Origin of the sequence: Devosia algicola (genome assembly GCF_028816455.1) — a bacterium.
In the GTDB taxonomy this organism is placed as follows: domain Bacteria; phylum Pseudomonadota; class Alphaproteobacteria; order Rhizobiales; family Devosiaceae; genus Devosia; species Devosia algicola.
In genome coordinates, this window is sequence record NZ_CP118246.1 from 3,348,404 (window position 1) to 3,365,444 (window position 17,041).

Here is a 17,041-nt window from a genome sequence, read left to right on the forward strand (position 1 = left end):
ACCTCATTCCGCTTGGATTTATCTGCATGACCAACAAGCCCCAAAAGCCCAAGCTTATCGCGCCCCGCCTGCCGCGCGGCTTTGAAGATCGCACCCCCGGCGAAATCGCCGCGGTCGGCACAATGATCGACAAGATCAGAAAGGTCTATGAGCGCTATGGTTTTGATCCGGTCGAAACGCCTCTGTTCGAATATACCGAAGCGCTGGGCAAATTCCTGCCCGATACCGACCGTCCCAACGCCGGGGTGTTTTCCCTTCAGGACGATGACGAACAATGGATGAGCCTGCGCTATGATCTGACAGCGCCGCTCGCCCGTCACTTCGCCGAAAATTTTGAAACCCTGCCAAAGCCTTATCGCTCTTATCGGCAAGGCTATGTCTTCCGCAACGAACGCCCGGGCCCCGGCCGCTTCCGCCAGTTCATGCAATTTGACGCCGACACCGTTGGGGCAAGCGACCCCGAGGCCGACGCCGAAATGTGCATGATGATGGCCGACGTCATGGACGCCCTCGGCTTGCAGGGCAAATACGTCGTCCGCGTCAACAACCGCAAGGTGTTGGATGGCGTGCTGGACGCCGCAGGCGTGACGTCTGAGGAGCAAAAGCTGACGGTGCTGCGTGCCATCGACAAGCTGGACAAGTTCGGTCCCGAAGGCGTCAAACTGCTATTGGGTGCGGGCCGCAAGGACGAGAGCGGTGATTTTACCAAGGGCGCTGGACTTGGTGACGAACAGATCGGTGAACTCGGGCGATTCATCGAATTCGGCCGCTGGTTTGCGTTCACCGCTGGGTCTGACGGCAAATCCTCGCAATCGGCTCAGAGCCCTGGGGGACTGGATGAAGACCTGACGTTTTTCGAGGCCATGCGAGAAAACTTTGGACAGAGCGCTCCAGCCACCCAGGGTATTGTCGAACTCGAAGCGATGCAGACCCTATTCGACGCCGCCGGCTATGGACCCGACAAAATCAAAATCGACCCGTCCGTCGTCCGTGGCCTTGAATATTACACCGGCCCGGTCTTTGAAATCGAACTGACCTTCCCGGTCACCAACGAAAAAGGCCAGCAGGTTGTTTTTGGCTCGGTCGGCGGTGGTGGCCGCTATGATGGTCTGGTGTCCCGCTTCCGCCGCGAGCCAGTGCCCGCCACCGGCTTTTCCATCGGTGTCTCCCGCCTCTTTAATGCCCTAAAACTAACCGGCAATGTGCCCACCACCGAGCCCCTTGGCCCGGTTGTTGTTCTGGTCATGGACAAGGACCAGACCGCCGGTTACCAGAAAATGGTCTCCGAACTGCGCTCCGCTGGCATTCGCGCCGAAATGTTCCTCGGCAATTCGAAAAATTTTGGCAAGCAGATCGCTTACGCCGACAAGCGCAATTCGCCTGCTGTTATCATTGAGGGCACGCAGGAGCGCGAACAAAATATCGTCCAGATCAAGGACTTGATCGCCGGCAAGCAAGCCGCCGCCGCCATTTCCGACAATGCCGAATGGAAGGCCACGCGCCCCGGCCAGTTTGAATGTGGCCGCACCGAAATCGTCGCCAAAATCAAAGAACTTCTGGCTGCCTATCAATGAGCAGCCCCGCCGCGCGCCGCGCCCAACTCGAAGGCTCTGGTCGAAGCCCAGTCCGCCACGCGCGCCAACCCGCCGCTGCTCTTGCCTGCCGACCCCTATTTTGATCTGGCGGGCGAGGAATTTGGCCGTCGCCTGATGCTGACCACAGCAACCACCGGCCAGGAATATTGCCTGCGTCCCGAATATACCCTGCCCATCGTCACCGATTACATTTCAAATGGCGTTGGTCAGCCCGCCGCCTTTGCCTATTTCGGCCCGATCTTTCGCCAGCGTCAGGATGGTCCGGCCGAATTTGAACAGGCCGGTCTTGAACTTCTGGCCCAACCCGATGGCGATGTTGCGCTTGATCAGGTGCTGACCTTTGCCCGGGCTGCGCTCGATCTGTACGCGGTGTCGGTGCCCAATATTCGCCTCGGCGGCGTTGGCTTGTTCGAAACGCTCCTGGTCCAACTCGACATGCCTGATCCGTGGCGCCCGCGCATTCGCCACCGTTTCGGCCACACCGAAGCGCTTGAGCGTCTGCTGGTCCGTCTGGCGGCCGCCCCAAATCTGGAACGGACACCCCAGCCCGGCTATGATGCCCTGTTGACCGAAATCACCGAGCAGATGGTCGATGCTGGTATCAGCCTTTCCCAGGGCCGCACGCCCGACGAAATCGCTGCCCGCTATCTCGAACAACAGGCGCTCGATGCCGAACATGTCCCCGCCGCCACGCTGGCGCTGCTGCGCGACTATCTTGCCATTAGCGGTCCAGCCCTGCAGGCGTTGACCCGCATCGAACAATTGGCGCACCAGCATGGGCTTGATCTCGCCACCCCCTTGCGTGCCCTGCGCCGTCACCTTAACGAACTGGGCAACTCATCCGAGGTGAGCTTTGACGCCAGCTTTTCGCCCCGGCTCGATTATTATACCGGCGTCGTATTCGAAGTTTTGGGGCGGGGCGGTCAAGCGCTGGTGTCGGGTGGGCAATATGATCGCCTGCTCGAACGCCTTGGCGCCACCGCGCCCATCGCTGCCTCCGGCTGCGCCATCTGGGTTGACCGGCTCGAAGCGGAGTGCGCCCCATGAGTGAATTGACGCTTGCCGTTCCCTCAAAAGGCCGCCTTGAGGAATTGACCCGCGACTGGTTTGCTCAAAACGGTCTGACGATTTTCCGCCCCGGCGGGCCGCGCTCTTATCTCGGTGCGCTCGACGGTCACCCCGAGGTCACCGTGCGGTTTTTTCCGGCTGGCGAAATTGCCCGCGAACTCATTCGTGGCACCATCGACCTTGGCGTCACCGGCACTGATCTGATCCACGAAACCGCCGAAACCGGTCCCCAATCAGTAGACTTCGCCAAACCCTTGGGCTTTGGCGCCGCCGATGTTGTCGTGGCCGTACCCTCATCCTGGATCGACGTCACCCACATGCATGATCTGGCCGATGTCGCGTCCGATTTTCGCTCCCGTCATGGCCGCTGGCTGCGCGTCGCCACCAAATACATCACCATTACCCGTCAGCATTTCGCCCGCGCCGGAATTGCCGAATATCGCATTGTCGAAAGCCTGGGCGCCACCGAGGCCGCGCCAGCCTCTGGCGTTGCCGATATCATTGTCGATATCACCTCGACCGGCTCGACCCTGACCGCGAACGCCCTGCGTATTCTGGAAGACGGTGTGATGCTGAAAAGCCAGGCCAATCTGATTGTATCGCGCACGGCAAATTGGACGCCCGACCGGCAAGCGCAGCGCGACAGGCTGCTGGCCAAACTCAATGCCAGCATCAAGCTTTAGCGCCGTGCCGTAAAGGCAAACCGTTGCGCCATCGCCAGATTGGTGGCCATGCCCGCAATGCTGCCCATGGCGACCGCCAGCAGTGGAAAGCCGCCGTCGCTGGGCAGTTGAAGCATCATGGCCCCATAGACCAGCCAGTTGACCAGACTGCCCGGGATCATGGCCGCAAAATAGCGCGCAAATTCCCGCCCCATGCCATCCGCCTCTGCCGCGCAATCGGAAAAGGCAAAATTGCGGTTGATCAGCCATGTCGTCAAAACCGCGAAGGCAAATGAGACAACCCGCGCCCAAAATGGCCCGATGGCATCAACGATGGCCATCAGCACCGATGCATCCATGAAAAATCCAGCAATTCCGGCCAGCCCGAAGGGCAAAACGCGTTTCAAACTAGTCACTTTCGGTTTCAGCCATGATGATCGGTATGGCCAGATAACTCAATCGCTTGGCTTCAGCTCGACCGGTCACGACGCTATCCAGAATGACCGCCACAGCTCCTGAGACCAGCGCCGCCATCATTGTCAGACCCGACAAAATCGCCGTTGGCAGGCGCGGCACAAGGCCCGTGGCCCAATATTCGACAAACACCGGCGCCGCGATCAGGAGCGCAGCAATAGCCGCACCAATCGAAAAAGCAAGATAAAGTTGGCGCGGCCGCTCGCGCACGTAAAGTCGTACAATCGATTTAAGGATTAGTAGCCCGTCGCGCACGGTGCCCAGCTTGCTCTCCGAGCCTTCGACCCGCGAGCGATAGTCGGTTTCTACTTCCGCGCAGGGCGCTCGCAGGCTCCAGCGCATGGATGGTCAACTCGGTTTCGATTTCAAATCCCTTCGATAGCGCGGGAAACGATTTGACAAAGCGCCGCGACAGTACCCGATAACCGGACAGCATATCGGTAAATCCGTCGCCAAAAATATGCCGCACCATCCCGGTCAACATCCGATTGCCGAAGGCATGGCCAGGGCGGTACTCGGCCCCGTCACCCACCGGTCGGCGGGTACCCACCACCATGTCCAGGCTCGCGCGCGATCAAAAGATCAACCATTTCGCCGCTTCGCGCGGCATCATAGGTATTGTCGCCATCGGCCATCACATAAACATCGGCTTCGACATCGGAGAACATTCGCCGCACCACATTGCCCTTGCCGCGCCGGTCAACATGGTGCACCACCGCACCCGCTTCGCGCGCCTTCTCGGCCGTGCCATCGCTGGAGTTATTGTCGAATATGTGGATACGGGCGTTGGGCAGCGCGCGTTGAAAGCTTTTCACCACGTCGCCCACCACCAATGCTTCATTGTAGCATGGAATGATAACAGCAACGCGGTTGCCGTTTTTAAGTTGTGCAGTCACAGAGCCATCCATTTGCAGCGCAATTGGCACAGGTATAGTCTCAAAGAGTTGGAAAAGGGTAACGGACCGCCCCCAGTTCTTGTCGGCCGGGGGAAGCAATGCTGGATCCGATGATTTTGCTGGCGCTGGCCGGTGTCGGCATGTGCGCCGGCTTTATAGATGCCATCGCTGGTGGTGGCGGCATGATTGCGCTGCCTGCCTTGCTCGCCACCGGCATGCCCCCGGTTTCCGCGCTTGCCACCAACAAGATGCAATCTGTTTTCGGCACCGGCATGGCAGCGGTCACCTATTGGCGGCGCGGCTTTGTAAAGCTCCGGGCCCTGCTGCCCGCCGTCGCCCTCACTTTCGCGGGCAGTCTTTGCGGCGCGTTGGTCGTCAAGCAGGCCGATACTTCGCTTTTGGCTGTCGCCGTGCCGGTCGCACTCATAGCGATCGCGCTCTATTTTCTGTTCGCGCCAAATCTTTCCGATGCTGACAAGGCGGCCCGCCTCGGTTTTGCCCGGTTCGTGCCTCTCCTGGGTTTCATCATCGGCTTCTACGATGGCATCTTTGGCCCCGGCACCGGGTCATTTTTTACCATCGGTTTCGTCACCCTGTTTGGTTTTGGCCTCACCCGCGCCGCCGGCAACACCAAGGTTCTCAACCTGACGTCAAACCTGGCGGCGCTCGCCATATTCATTCCCGCCGGTGACGTTGTCTGGCCCGCCGCCATCGCCATGGCCATCGGCCAGCTGCTTGGCGGCTATTTTGGTGCCCATACCGGCATCCGCTTCGGTGCCCGCCTCATCCGCCCACTCGTCGTCCTTGTCTCGATTGCCCTGGCGTTAAAACTGCTGTTTTGGTCCTGATTAGGACGCCGTCGAAAACCGACCGCCACAATTCGCTATGCGACGGATCGGAAAAACACGATTTCCGGATCGTTCTTGTCCAAATTCTCTATATAGCCGCTGGTACAAAACCCGGCTTTGAGAAGCAATTGGTGCATCGGTCGGTTCGACAGATTGGTTGAGCCTGAACAGTTTGGGCCCAATACACATGGTCTTGAAATGTTCAACGAGTGCCAGACCAAACCCACGCCGCCGAAAACGTTCGGCTACCATCAGCATTTCGATAAATCCATTGTCGAAAAAATGGTCGGTAAGAACGCCATAGGCGGCCACAGTGTCGTCGCACGCGATTAGATGACATGAGCCATCCGAGATCCACCTGCCGATATTCGCGAGGCGTTCGCTCTCCTTGGCCGCCAGATTATCTATTCCGGTGATCTCATCTTGGTCATCGTGGGATGCCATACGGATGATAAACGATGGATCATCAACTCGTTCGACCATGCGTCGGCACTCCTAGTCCAATCCCGCCGCCGTTCTCAGGGCAGCGTTGATCCGATCCTGCCAGCCGGGGCCATCATCCTGAAAATGCTCCAGAACGGCGCGGTCCAGTCGCAGTGAAACCTGCTCCTTGCCTTCGGGCGCCCGGTTACTCTTCGGCGCCTCAGGTTCCGGGCCGCTGGTCGCGGACTTGAACGCGGCTTCAGCGCGGTCCAGTGCATTGGTTGGTCGTCGCGTCGGTGATTTCATCGCCTGTATCCTCCTGCCGTGACCCAATGGCTTGCCACTACCCACGGCGCGACACAACAAAAAAGGCGCAGTGTTTCCACTGCGCCTCCGGCAAAGTTCGTGACTGGGAAGTAACGAGACTTCGTAGCTTCTGGTTGGGCTGGATCAGAAATCCATACCGCCCATGCCGCCCATGCCGCCCATGCCGCCGCCGCCAGGCATTGCTGGTGCAGCTTCCTTGGGGACCTCGGCAACCATGGCTTCGGTGGTAATTAAGAGCGAAGCAACCGATGCGGCGTCCTGCAGCGCGGTGCGAACCACCTTGACCGGATCAACGATACCCATGGCGATCATGTCGCCATATTCGCCGGTTGCGGCATTGTAACCAAAGTCGACCGATGCGTTTTCCAGGATCTTGCCGACAACCACGGAGCCTTCGTCACCCGCATTGTTGGAGATCTGGCGCACGGGCTCCTGCAGGGCACGGCGAACAATGTTGATGCCAGCCTGCTGATCGGAGTTTGCACCCTTGGCCTTGAGGTCGGACGACGCACGCAACAGCGCGGTACCGCCGCCGGGCACGATGCCTTCTTCAACAGCAGCACGGGTAGCATTGAGCGCGTCATCAACGCGGTCCTTGCGTTCCTTGACTTCAATTTCGGTCGAGCCGCCAACCTTGATCACGGCAACGCCACCAGCCAGCTTGGCCAAACGTTCCTGCAGCTTTTCCTTGTCGTAGTCCGAAGTGGTTTCTTCGATCTGCGCCTTGATCTGGTTCACGCGGCCCGAAATGTCGTCCTTGGTGCCAGCACCATCAACGATGGTGGTGTTTTCCTTGGTGATTTCAACGCGCTTGGCAGTGCCCAGCATGTCGATGGTGACATTTTCCAGCTTGATGCCAAGATCTTCCGAGATAACCTGGCCACCGGTCAGGATCGCGATGTCTTCCAGCATTGCCTTGCGGCGATCGCCAAAACCAGGTGCCTTGACGGCTGCAACCTTGAGGCCGCCACGCAGACGATTGACAACCAGCGTTGCCAAAGCTTCGCCTTCAATGTCTTCGGCAATGATCAAAAGCGGACGCTGGCTCTGCACAACCGATTCAAGGATTGGCAGGATGGCCTGCAGGTTCGATAGCTTCTTTTCGTGCAGAAGGATCAGCGGCTCATCAAGAACAGCGGTCATCTTCTCGGCATTGGTCACGAAGTATGGCGACAGGTAACCGCGGTCGAACTGCATGCCTTCAACGACATCGAGTTCGGTTTCGGCGGTCTTGGCTTCTTCGACGGTGATAACACCCTCATTGCCAACCTTCTGCATGGCTTCCGAGATCATTTCACCGATCGAGGCTTCGCCATTGGCCGAAATGGTGCCAACCTGAGCAACCTCGGACGACGAGGTGATCTTCTTGGCGCGGGTCTTGAGGTTTTCGACAACTTCGAGCACGGCCAGATCGATGCCGCGCTTGACGTCCATTGGGTTCATGCCGGCGGCAACTGCCTTGACGCCTTCATTGACAATCGACTGACCCAGAAGGGTTGCGGTGGTGGTACCGTCGCCTGCTGTGTCATTGGTCTTGGAAGCAACAGCGCGCAGCATCTGGGCGCCCATGTTTTCGAACTTGTCTTCCAGTTCGATTTCCTTGGCAACGGTCACGCCGTCCTTGGTGATGCGCGGCGCACCAAAAGACTTTTCGATAACAACGTTACGGCCCTTTGGACCAAGGGTAACCTTGACCGCATTGGCCAGGATGTTGACGCCGCGCAGCATCTTGTCGCGAGCATCGGTGGAGAATTTTACTTCTTTAGCAGCCATGTGAGGCGCTCCTTATAATGAAATGGGAAATCGTTGGGTCAGGCGAAAGCCTTAGCCCTCGATGACGCCCATGATGTCGCTTTCTTTCATGATCAACAGGTCTTCGCCGTCGACCTTGACCTCGGTGCCGCTCCATTTGCCGAACAGCACGCGGTCGCCAGCCTTGACGTCTGGGGCGACGGTCTTGCCATTGTCATCACGGGCACCGGGGCCAACTGAAACGATAACGCCTTCGCTTGGCTTTTCCTTGGCGGTATCGGGGATGATGATCCCGCCTTTGGTTTTTTCTTCGCCATCAAGGCGACGGACGACCACGCGGTCGTGCAGGGGACGGAAGCTCATGTTTGCTCCTATGAGAAACTGTATGAAACGCAAATCTGACGCTTGTTGGCACTCACTATACTAGAGTGCTAACAGCTGAGCGGGGATATAGGGGAGACCCCGTTGAGCGTCAAGGTCACGACCGGCACAGATTTATCATTTTGCCCCTTGCGGCAACCAAAAGCCGCGCGAATGGTTTTGTCCCTGACCAGAATAAACAGCACTGGCAGGAAATCATGACGGACAAAGGACAGCCCAAAGACATCAAGATCAGGCCAGCCACTGGCCGCGTTCGCGTCATTTTCGATGATGCCGAAATCGTCAGTACCATCCATGCGCTTGAAGTGGATGAGCCCGGCGTACCGCTGCAACTCTATATTCCGCGCGATGAAGTACGGCCGGACATTCTGGAGGCATCCGATACCACGAGCCACAGTCCTTCTATGGGCGACGCGGCCTATTTTACCCTGAAAACCTTGACCGCGACCGCCGAGGATGCCGTCTGGTATTACCCCGACCCGCGCCCGCTGGCCGAACCGATCCGTGATCATCTTGCCTTTTCGGGTGACAAAATAAAGTTCGAACGCGACGATGCCTGATCAGGCCACGCGGCTAAGGTCGGCCCAGCTTTGGCGCTTGCGATAAATCGTTGACGGGCTGATCTCCAATGCCGCGGCCGCCATGGAAATATTGCCCCCGAACTGGACAATCGCATTTTCAATTATGCGTTGCTCCTGCTGCCACATCGGCAGGATGCTGGCGGGTTGTGGCATCATTGCGGGTACATTTTCAGCCGGGCGATGCTGACCTTCCACATCCGCTGTCTTGGCCATACTGGCCGTAATCTGACCACCATCGTACATCACCACCAGCCGCCGCACCAGATTTTGCAGCTGACGCACATTGCCTGGCCATTCGCCCGAGACCAGCCAATTGGCCGCTTCGGGGCTGAAACCGGCAAAAGTCTTGCGCTCTTCCTGGCCATAATGTCCCAGAAAATGCCGCGCCAAAACCAGCACATCGGTGGGGCGTTGGCGCAAAGGCGGTAAATGGATCGGCAGCACATGCAGGCGATAGAACAGGTCCTCGCGAAATTTCTTCTCGCTGATCAATTGCATCGGATTGCGATTGGTCGCGCAGATCACCCGCACATCGACCTGCCGCACGCCCGCCTCACCGAGCCGGCTCAGCGCGCCTGTCTGCAAGAACCGCAACAGCTTTGATTGCAGCGACAGGTCCATTTCCCCGATTTCATCGAGAAATAATGTTCCCCCGTCCGCCAGTTCCGCGGCGCCCTTTCGGTCTTCATGGGCACCGGTAAAAGCGCCACGTGCGACCCCGAACAATTCGCTTTCCATCAGGTCACGCGGAATCGCCGCACAATTGACCGCAATGATTGGTTTGCCCGTACGCAGGCCCTTGCTGTGCAACGCTTCAGCACACAAATCCTTACCCGTGCCGCTTTCACCGGTAATGAATACCGGCGCCGCCGATGCAGCGATGCGCTCGATCTGTTCATAGACAAATTGCATGGCGCTCGAGCCGCCAATAAAACCGGCAAAATCGGCAACCTCGATATGGGGTGTCGCTTCGACCGAGAGCGTTCGGCACTTGCCGTGTCGCTCGGCCATTTCCCCGATCCGCGCTGCCAGCGCCGGGCCATTGAGTGGCTTGACCGCATAATCATGAGCGCCCGCCCGCATCGCGGCCACCGCACTAGAAACCGAGGCGCCGTCGGAAAGCGCCAGAACCAACGCGCCGTGCGCCAATTTGACCAGCCGCCCCACAACATCCTCGGTGCGTTCGCTGATATCGCCAAGGCTGGACAGATCCGCCAAGATAATGTCGAACTGCGCCGACCGCAGGCAGGTCAGTGCCTGCCGACCATTGGGTGCCGTCACGATTTCGGGTGCTCCTGACAGGCATTCCGTCAGGCTCGCCACCAGTAATTGCGCGCTTTTCGCGTCGCTCTCGATCAGCAACAGCGAACCACCTCTGGCAGTATCGGCTTGGTTCAGCTTCGGCATAAAGCCCGATCCTTGTTCATCACAATCAATTCTGCCAAAGGTTTGACGCGACCGCACGGCGCCCTTGGTTTCCCGATTGTTGACGAACAGGGTAAATAATCCGTTCCGCTTTGCTTCCCAAACGACGAAACAACACTGCATAGCGCGCATAGTCCGCTTTTGCGCTCTTACCCATGATGCTAAGAGGAGTAACCGAATCTTCGGCAATGGAGCCCGAGACCGCTCGTGCAGTCACTGGTTTATATATTCATCGCGCTGTCTGCCCTCGGTTTGGGGGCCACCAGCTATTACGGGCTGACCCTGACGCCGCTCGAATCATTTCTGGTCGCCGTCATGTTCGCCTGCGTGGCGGTGGTGCTGGTGGAACGTCAACTGCGCCAACGTGCTGAAAACCGTCTCGAACGCGCCATTGAGGATTTGTCGCGCCTGCTCTCCACTGATGCGCAGGCCGGGGCCGTGTTGGGTCAACGCATCAATGCCTTGGCCGATCTTGAGGCTGGTCCGCGCCTTGAAGGTGTTGAGGCGGATATCTCGGTTTTGGGCACTGTCATTCGTCAGGTTGCCGAAGCCGTTTCTGAAATCGAGGAACGCGGCAAGACTGCCGCCAAGCCCCCCAACCAGAGCGTCCAGCGCCCGCCGCCCCTGCAATTGCCGCGCCGCTGCGCGAGCCGGAACCCAAAATTTCGCTCGACCAATTGCGCCAGTCACTGACCGAAAACCGCCTGATCTTTCATGTCCTTCCAACAGTCAAATTGCCCCAGCGCCGCGCCTTTGGCCACGATCTGGTGCCACGCCTGATGCTTGAGGATGGCGACCTGGCCGATCAGGTCGATTTCATGCCGCGTCGTGGGGGGCACGATGTTATCCGCCAGATCGAGCAATTGGCGTTAATGGAAGCGGTAACTATAGCCCGCCGCGCCCGCACCAACGGCCAGGCCAGCAATCTGTTTATCCCCCTGTCGCGTGCCACCCTCAGCGATGCCAATGGTGCCGAACAAGTACTGGCAACGCTCGAAGCCAATCGGGCTGTTTGTGCTGGTCTTGTGTTCTTGGTACCAGAAGCCGACTGGACAAATCTCAACACGGTTGAACGCGCTGTTGTTGCCGCCATGGTCAAGAAGGGCATTGGCTATTCGCTGGCCAATACGAGGTCCCTGCGCACTGACGTTGCCGACCTTGCCGCGCGAGCCGTCCGATCCGTACGCGTTGATGCGGCGCAATTCATGGCCTCTCCCGAAACCTTTACCGATTTTCACCCCTCCGATATTGCTGATTATCTGGGCCGGTTCGGGGTCGAACTGCTGGCGACCAATATTACGCGAGAGGCGCAAATTCTCGAACTTCTCGAAGATGGTATTGTGTTGGCGCAGGGCAATCACATTGCCACTGCCGGTCCGGTTCGACCCGATCTTGGTGTCGAGCGTGTGCCGTCCGCAATGATGCCGCGCCGCGCTGAAATGTAGTTTTTCGCGTCGATCAGCCGCCCGTTTGGGCCGTCGGGCATCCTTATGACTTGATTATTCTGCAAAAGCTGCCAAATCCACGGCTGATCCAATCCAGCGCCCAGGTTTTTATGCCCTCCATTCAATTATCCGGCCTCGCCCAGGCTCGCCCCTTCCTATGATGCGCTGCTCTGCGATGTTTGGGGTGTCATTCATAATGGCATCAAGGCCTTTCCCTCGGCTGTCGATGCGCTGGTCAATTATCGTGCCCAGGGCGGCGTGGTGGTGCTCATTACCAACGCGCCGCTGCCCTCTCGGCCAGTCGTTGAAATGCTTGATCAATTTGGTGTACCGCGCGCCGCCTGGGATGCCATTGTATCGTCGGGCGATGCCACGCGTGCCTTGCTCGCGCCCTATAGGGACCGCGTCATTCATCATGTCGGACCGCCTACCGACGATGATGAACTGTACGAGGGGCTTGGCCTGATCCGAGGCGATGTGGCCGACGCTGAAGTGGTGGTTGTCACCGATCTTGATCATGACGACGAAGTGCCCGAAGTCTATGCGCCCCGTGTGTCCAAATGGCTCGAGCGTGATCTGCCCATGATTTGTGCAAACCCCGACAAGGTGGTCGAGCACGGCGACCAACTGATCTATTGCGGCGGCGCTCTCGCCGACTATTACGCTGAACGCGGTGGTATGGTGCAGATGGCGGGCAAGCCCTTCGCGCCGATTTATGACGAAGCCCTGCGGCTTGCCGAGGTGGCGGCTGGGCGTAAACTCGACGAGATCCCGCATTATGGCCGTGGGTGACAGCGTGCGCACCGATGCGACCGGCGCGGCTGATTTTGACATTGATCTGCTGTTTATTTCCGGCTCCATTCACGCAGCTGAAATTGACGCTTTCGCCAATCCCGATCCTGCCGCCATCGAGGCGCTGGTGGCGCCCAGTGGCGTGCGTCTGGCCGGTTATCTACCGCGCCTTGTCTGGTAGGGTTGCAATATGTGTATCGTCAATGCACGTTGCGTCCCGCCTGCGCGCCAGCAGAGGATTTAGCCCACGTGACCGACTTTATCCACCTATCCGACCTTGATGATGTTCCGGACGCCCTGCGCGGTGCCGTGGTGGCCATCGGCAATTTCGATGGCTTTCATCGCGGTCACCAGCACGTCATGGAAACGCTGAAGACGCGTGCCGCCGAACGCGGCGTGCCCGCTATCGTCCTCACTTTCGAGCCGCACCCGCGCGACGTATTCGCGCCCGAGCCCTTCATGTTCCGGTTGACCGATGGCGACGCCAAGGCGCGGCTGGCCGAGGCGCTGGGGCTCGATGGCATTGTCATCATGAAGTTTGACCGCGACTTTTCCCAGATTGAAGCCGAAGATTTTGTTTCCCGCTTTCTCGTCAATGCGTTGGCGGTATCGGGTGTCATCGTCGGGTCCGACTTTCATTTTGGCCGCGGACGGCGCGGTACGCCTGATTTCCTCAAGGCGTCGGGTATTGCCAAGGGCTTTGCGGTGGAAACGCTCGAACTGATCGGGGAGGGGGTCGATATCATTTCCTCGTCGCTGATCCGCTCGGCGCTGGGCGAAGGCGATATTGCCCGGGCCAATCACCTGCTGGGCTATCGCTGGTTCATCGATGGCGTGGTGATCGAGGGTGATCGGCGCGGTCGCGAACTGGGATATCCCACCGCCAATCTTTCCACGCCCCCGGCTTTCATCTCGCTCAGGGCGTTTATGCCGTACGAGTTATGTTAAACGACCGACGCTTTAATGGCGTTGCCGCCTATGGCAAGCCGATGTTCGACAACAAACTGCCGCCGTTTGAAACCCATCTGTTTGATTTTTCAGAAGATATTTACGGAAAAACCCTGTCCGTCGCCCTTGTCGGTCACATTCGCGGACAACAGGTTTTTGCCGGCCTGCCCGATCTGATTGCCGCCATGGGCCGCGACAGTCTTGCCGCCAAAACCATCCTGTCCGCCGCCGCCCCGATCAGCGAACTGGATACCCATCTAGGTTTTTCTTAACCTGAACCGTCCGACCGACGCACCCAAAACCTTTGCTCCTTGGGCCCGCCCTTGCTACAAGGCGGCCACATCCGTTCATCGATTGATTGCCCGCAATGACCGACACCAATTCCGCCCCCACCGAAACCGATTATTCGGCCACGCTTTTCCTGCCGCAAACCGACTTTCCCATGCGCGCCGGATTGCCCAAGCGTGAGCCGGATTGGCTGGCTCGCTGGGAGGAAATGGATATTTACGCCATGCAGCGCGAACAGGCCAGGGATCGGCCAAAATTCACCCTGCACGATGGCCCGCCCTACGCCAATGGCAATATCCATATCGGCCACGCGCTCAACAAAACCGTCAAGGATCTGGTGTCGCGTTCCATGCAGATGATGGGCTACAATTCAGCCTACGTGCCGGGTTGGGATTGCCATGGCCTGCCGATCGAATGGAAGATCGAAGAGCAATATCGCGCCAAGGGCCTCGACAAGAATGACGTTCCGGTCAATGAATTCCGTCAGGAATGCCGCACATTTGCAACCAAATGGGTCGATGTGCAGCGCCAGGAATTCAAGCGCCTCGGCGTGCTCGGCGATTGGGAAAATCCCTATCTGACCATGAGTTTTGATGCCGAAGCCACCATCGCCAACGAGCTGATGAAAGTCGCCACCTCCGGCCAACTCTATCGCGGCTCAAAACCCGTCATGTGGTCGGTCGTCGAACGCACCGCCCTCGCCGAAGCCGAAATCGAATATGCCGACATCGAAAGCGACACGATTTGGGTAAAGTTTCCGGTAGTGCGTGGCCACCGCGATCCCGGCGAAGCATACGTTGATCGACGTCCCCCGACTGCGGATGAAATAAATCCGAGGTTGGTGCAGGACGAGGCATTCGTCGTCATTTGGACCACTACGCCTTGGACGATTCCAGCTAATCGGGCGATATCATATTCAAGCAAGATAAGTTATGGCTTGTATGAAATCACGCTAGCCCCAAGTGAAAATTGGGCCAAAACTGGCGAAAGGTACGTCATCGCCGACAAACTCGCCACTGAGGTTTTTGCAAAGGCGAAAGTTCAGGCGTTCCAACGGCTGGACACTGTTTCTGCCGAAGAACTGTCACGCATAGTCTGCGCCCATCCATTGCAAAATCTCGGCAGCGGCTACTATTTCGACGTCCCCCTGCTCGATGGCGAACACGTCACCGATGACGCCGGTACCGGTTTCGTCCACACCGCGCCCGGTCACGGTCTGGATGACTTTGGCATCTGGATGGATTCCGCTCGTCTGTTGGGCGAACGTGGCATCGACACCAAAATCCCCTATGCCGTCGACGACGCTGGTTATTATACCAAAGACGCGCCGGGCCTTGAAGGCGCGCGCGTCATCGACGATTCAGGCAAAAAAGGCGACGCAAACGACCGCGTCATCGCCGCCTTGGCCGTACGCGGCGCTATGGTCGCCCGTGGCCGCGTCAAACATTCCTATCCCCATTCATGGCGCTCCAAAAAGCCGGTGATCTTCCGCAACACCCCGCAATGGTTCGTTTATATGGATCGCGACATTGCCGGAAAAGCGGGCGACACCCTGCGCTCTCGCGCCCTCAATGCCATCGACGCCACCCGCTTTGTCCCCGGTGCCGGCCAAAACCGCCTGCGGGCCATGATCGCGGATCGGCCCGACTGGGTCCTCAGCCGCCAGCGCGCATGGGGTGTGCCGATCTCGGTCTTCGTCAAAAAACACAGCAACGATATTCTTGTCGATGAAGTGGTCAATCACCGCATTGTCGAGGCTTTCGCCGCCGAAGGCGCTGACGCCTGGTTCGCCGATGACGCCAAGGAACGCTTCCTGCAAGACCGGCATGATCCCGCCGATTACGATATGGTCCGCGACATTCTCGATGTCTGGTTCGATAGCGGATCGACCCACGCTTTCGTCCTCGAAAACAAGCAGAAATGGCCCGACCTCAAATGGCCCGCCTCGCTTTACCTCGAAGGCTCGGACCAACATCGCGGCTGGTTCCATTCGTCCCTGCTCGAAGGCTGCGCCACCCGTGGTCGCGCCCCCTATGATGCTGTGCTCACCCATGGTTTCACCATGGATGGCGATGGCAAGAAGATGAGTAAATCGCTGGGCAATACAGTGGCCCCGCAGGACATCATCAAACAGTACGGCGCCGATATTTTGCGCCTATGGGTTGCCTCGACCGATTATTGGGAAGACCAGCGCCTGGGCAAGGAAGCCATCCAGACCACGGTCGATAACTACCGTAAGCTGCGCAATACGCTGCGCTGGCTGTTGGGCAATATCGCCCACTATGATCCGGCCGACGCGGTCGGCTTTGCCGACATGCCCGAACTCGAACGCCTGATGCTGCATCGGCTGGCTCAGGCTCGATGTTCAGGTGCGCCAGGCTTACAATGATTTCGACTACAAAAAGATCGTCTCGCTGCTGTCCAACTTCATGAACATCGAGGCTATCAGCGTTCTATTTCGATATCCGCAAGGATGCGCTTTACTGCGATCCGATCTCCTCGACCCGTCGCCGCGCTGGCCTGACAGTGCTCAATCACCTGTTTGATTGCCTGACGGCTTGGCTCGCGCCCATCCTGGTCTTCACCATGGAAGAGGTTTGGCTCGAACGCCATCCGGGCAAGGATTCTTCGGTGCATCTGCGCCTGTTCCCTGATGTGCCGAAAAATTGGTTCAACGACGACCTTGCCGCAAAATGGGCCAAAATCCGCACCGTACGCCGCGTAGTCACTGGCGCGCTCGAAATCGAACGCCGCGAAAAACGCATTGGTTCGTCGCTCGAAGCGGCGCCAAAAGTCTATGTCGCCGATGCCGCGCTGCTAGCCGCAATCGATGGCCATGACTTTGCCGATATCGCCATTACCTCAGCTATCGAGATCATCGAAGGGCCAGCGCCCGAAAATGCCTTTGTTCTCGACGAGGTTGCCAATGTCGGCGTTGTACCGGCATTGGCTGAGGGCACCCGCTGCGCCCGTTCATGGAAAGTGCTGCCAGAAGTCGGCGCCGACCCTGAGTTCCCTGACGTCACACCACGCGACGCACAGGCGCTGCGCGAACGCGCCGCCGCTGGTCTCTGACATGACCGTGCCTCAACACCATGCGCTCGTCACCTCCCCCATTATGGGGGAGATCGGGAGG

General features: G+C 58.5%; 19 protein-coding genes and 1 pseudogene. 12 read left to right on the plus strand and 8 right to left on the minus strand.

The genetic code is table 11. The features are described from left to right. The first annotated feature begins 26 nt into the window (after positions 1-26). The 3 genes from hisS to hisG all read left to right on the plus strand — a co-directional run bounded on the left by hisS (position 27) and on the right by hisG (position 3,346). Positions 27-1,574 carry a histidine--tRNA ligase gene (hisS, locus tag PSQ19_RS17850; RefSeq protein ID WP_282218850.1) on the plus strand — a complete coding sequence of 516 codons (1,548 nt, stop codon included), beginning with the start codon at positions 27-29 and terminating at the stop codon, positions 1,572-1,574. A gap of 75 nt (positions 1,575-1,649) precedes the next feature. Further along, entirely contained in the window at positions 1,650-2,642 is a 993-nt protein-coding gene (locus tag PSQ19_RS17855; RefSeq protein ID WP_282220740.1) for an ATP phosphoribosyltransferase regulatory subunit, read from the plus strand. Then, positions 2,639-3,346: an ATP phosphoribosyltransferase gene (gene hisG, locus PSQ19_RS17860; protein ID WP_282218851.1), complete on the plus strand. Its 708-nt coding sequence runs from the start codon at positions 2,639-2,641 to the stop codon at positions 3,344-3,346. Before PSQ19_RS17855 ends, hisG begins: the two co-directional genes overlap by 4 nt. Here the strand turns inward: hisG and PSQ19_RS17865 are convergent. The 3 genes from PSQ19_RS17865 to PSQ19_RS19575 all read right to left on the minus strand — a co-directional run bounded on the left by PSQ19_RS17865 (position 3,343) and on the right by PSQ19_RS19575 (position 4,695). Continuing rightward, positions 3,343-3,732 carry a GtrA family protein gene (locus PSQ19_RS17865; protein ID WP_282218852.1) on the minus strand — a complete coding sequence of 130 codons (390 nt, stop codon included), beginning with the start codon at positions 3,730-3,732 and terminating at the stop codon, positions 3,343-3,345. The two genes, hisG and PSQ19_RS17865, sit on opposite strands and share 4 nt — an antisense overlap. Position 3,733: 1 nt before the next feature. Beyond that, positions 3,734-4,141: a hypothetical protein gene (locus PSQ19_RS19570; RefSeq protein ID WP_328517692.1), complete on the minus strand. Its 408-nt coding sequence runs from the start codon at positions 4,139-4,141 to the stop codon at positions 3,734-3,736. Between the two features lie 182 nt (positions 4,142-4,323). Next, on the minus strand, positions 4,324-4,695 hold the full coding sequence (locus PSQ19_RS19575) for a glycosyltransferase (RefSeq protein WP_328517693.1): 372 nt from the start codon (positions 4,693-4,695) through the stop codon (positions 4,324-4,326). Positions 4,696-4,793: 98 nt separating this feature from the next. On the opposite strand from PSQ19_RS19575, the gene PSQ19_RS17875 reads away from it, so the two are divergent. Further along, a complete protein-coding gene (locus tag PSQ19_RS17875; RefSeq protein ID WP_282218853.1) occupies positions 4,794-5,543 on the plus strand; it encodes a TSUP family transporter in 750 nt (249 codons plus the stop codon). Here the strand turns inward: PSQ19_RS17875 and PSQ19_RS17880 are convergent, their stop codons facing one another. From PSQ19_RS17880 to groES, 4 genes are all read right to left on the minus strand, one after another. Next, on the minus strand, positions 5,544-6,026 hold the full coding sequence (locus PSQ19_RS17880; protein WP_282218854.1) for a GNAT family N-acetyltransferase: 483 nt from the start codon (positions 6,024-6,026) through the stop codon (positions 5,544-5,546). A 12-nt stretch (positions 6,027-6,038) separates the two neighbouring features. Further along, complete coding sequence (locus tag PSQ19_RS17885; protein WP_282218855.1) at positions 6,039-6,272, minus strand: BrnA antitoxin family protein; 234 nt, start codon at positions 6,270-6,272, stop codon at positions 6,039-6,041. Positions 6,273-6,416: 144 nt separating this feature from the next. After that, a complete protein-coding gene (gene groL / locus PSQ19_RS17890) occupies positions 6,417-8,066 on the minus strand; it encodes a chaperonin GroEL (protein ID WP_282218856.1) in 1,650 nt (549 codons plus the stop codon). A 51-nt stretch (positions 8,067-8,117) separates the two neighbouring features. Next, entirely contained in the window at positions 8,118-8,408 is a 291-nt protein-coding gene (groES, locus tag PSQ19_RS17895; protein WP_282212131.1) for a co-chaperone GroES, read from the minus strand. A gap of 215 nt (positions 8,409-8,623) precedes the next feature. On the opposite strand from groES, the gene PSQ19_RS17900 reads away from it, so the two are divergent. Next, positions 8,624-8,986: a DUF427 domain-containing protein gene (locus tag PSQ19_RS17900; protein WP_282218857.1), complete on the plus strand. Its 363-nt coding sequence runs from the start codon at positions 8,624-8,626 to the stop codon at positions 8,984-8,986. On the opposite strand, the gene PSQ19_RS17905 is transcribed toward PSQ19_RS17900, so the two are convergent. Beyond that, on the minus strand, positions 8,987-10,414 hold the full coding sequence (locus PSQ19_RS17905; RefSeq protein WP_282218858.1) for a sigma-54-dependent transcriptional regulator: 1,428 nt from the start codon (positions 10,412-10,414) through the stop codon (positions 8,987-8,989). A gap of 225 nt (positions 10,415-10,639) precedes the next feature. Between PSQ19_RS17905 and PSQ19_RS17910 the strand changes: the two genes are divergently transcribed. From PSQ19_RS17910 to ileS, 7 genes and pseudogenes are all read left to right on the plus strand, one after another. Next, complete coding sequence (locus PSQ19_RS17910) at positions 10,640-11,125, plus strand: hypothetical protein (RefSeq protein WP_282218859.1); 486 nt, start codon at positions 10,640-10,642, stop codon at positions 11,123-11,125. Next, positions 11,110-11,877: an EAL domain-containing protein gene (locus PSQ19_RS17915; RefSeq protein WP_282218860.1), complete on the plus strand. Its 768-nt coding sequence runs from the start codon at positions 11,110-11,112 to the stop codon at positions 11,875-11,877. Before PSQ19_RS17910 ends, PSQ19_RS17915 begins: the two co-directional genes overlap by 16 nt. A 201-nt stretch (positions 11,878-12,078) precedes the next feature. After that, a complete protein-coding gene (locus PSQ19_RS17920) occupies positions 12,079-12,669 on the plus strand; it encodes an HAD family hydrolase (protein ID WP_282220741.1) in 591 nt (196 codons plus the stop codon). Next, positions 12,656-12,850: a hypothetical protein gene (locus PSQ19_RS17925; protein WP_282218861.1), complete on the plus strand. Its 195-nt coding sequence runs from the start codon at positions 12,656-12,658 to the stop codon at positions 12,848-12,850. Before PSQ19_RS17920 ends, PSQ19_RS17925 begins: the two co-directional genes overlap by 14 nt. 68 nt (positions 12,851-12,918) lie before the next feature. Continuing rightward, complete coding sequence (ribF, locus tag PSQ19_RS17930) at positions 12,919-13,617, plus strand: bifunctional riboflavin kinase/FMN adenylyltransferase (RefSeq protein WP_282218862.1); 699 nt, start codon at positions 12,919-12,921, stop codon at positions 13,615-13,617. Beyond that, entirely contained in the window at positions 13,611-13,889 is a 279-nt protein-coding gene (locus PSQ19_RS17935) for a riboflavin kinase (protein WP_282218863.1), read from the plus strand. Before ribF ends, PSQ19_RS17935 begins: the two co-directional genes overlap by 7 nt. Positions 13,890-13,984: 95 nt before the next feature. Next, a pseudogene (gene ileS, locus PSQ19_RS17940) lies at positions 13,985-16,980 on the plus strand (isoleucine--tRNA ligase). Positions 16,981-17,041: the final 61 nt, after the last annotated feature.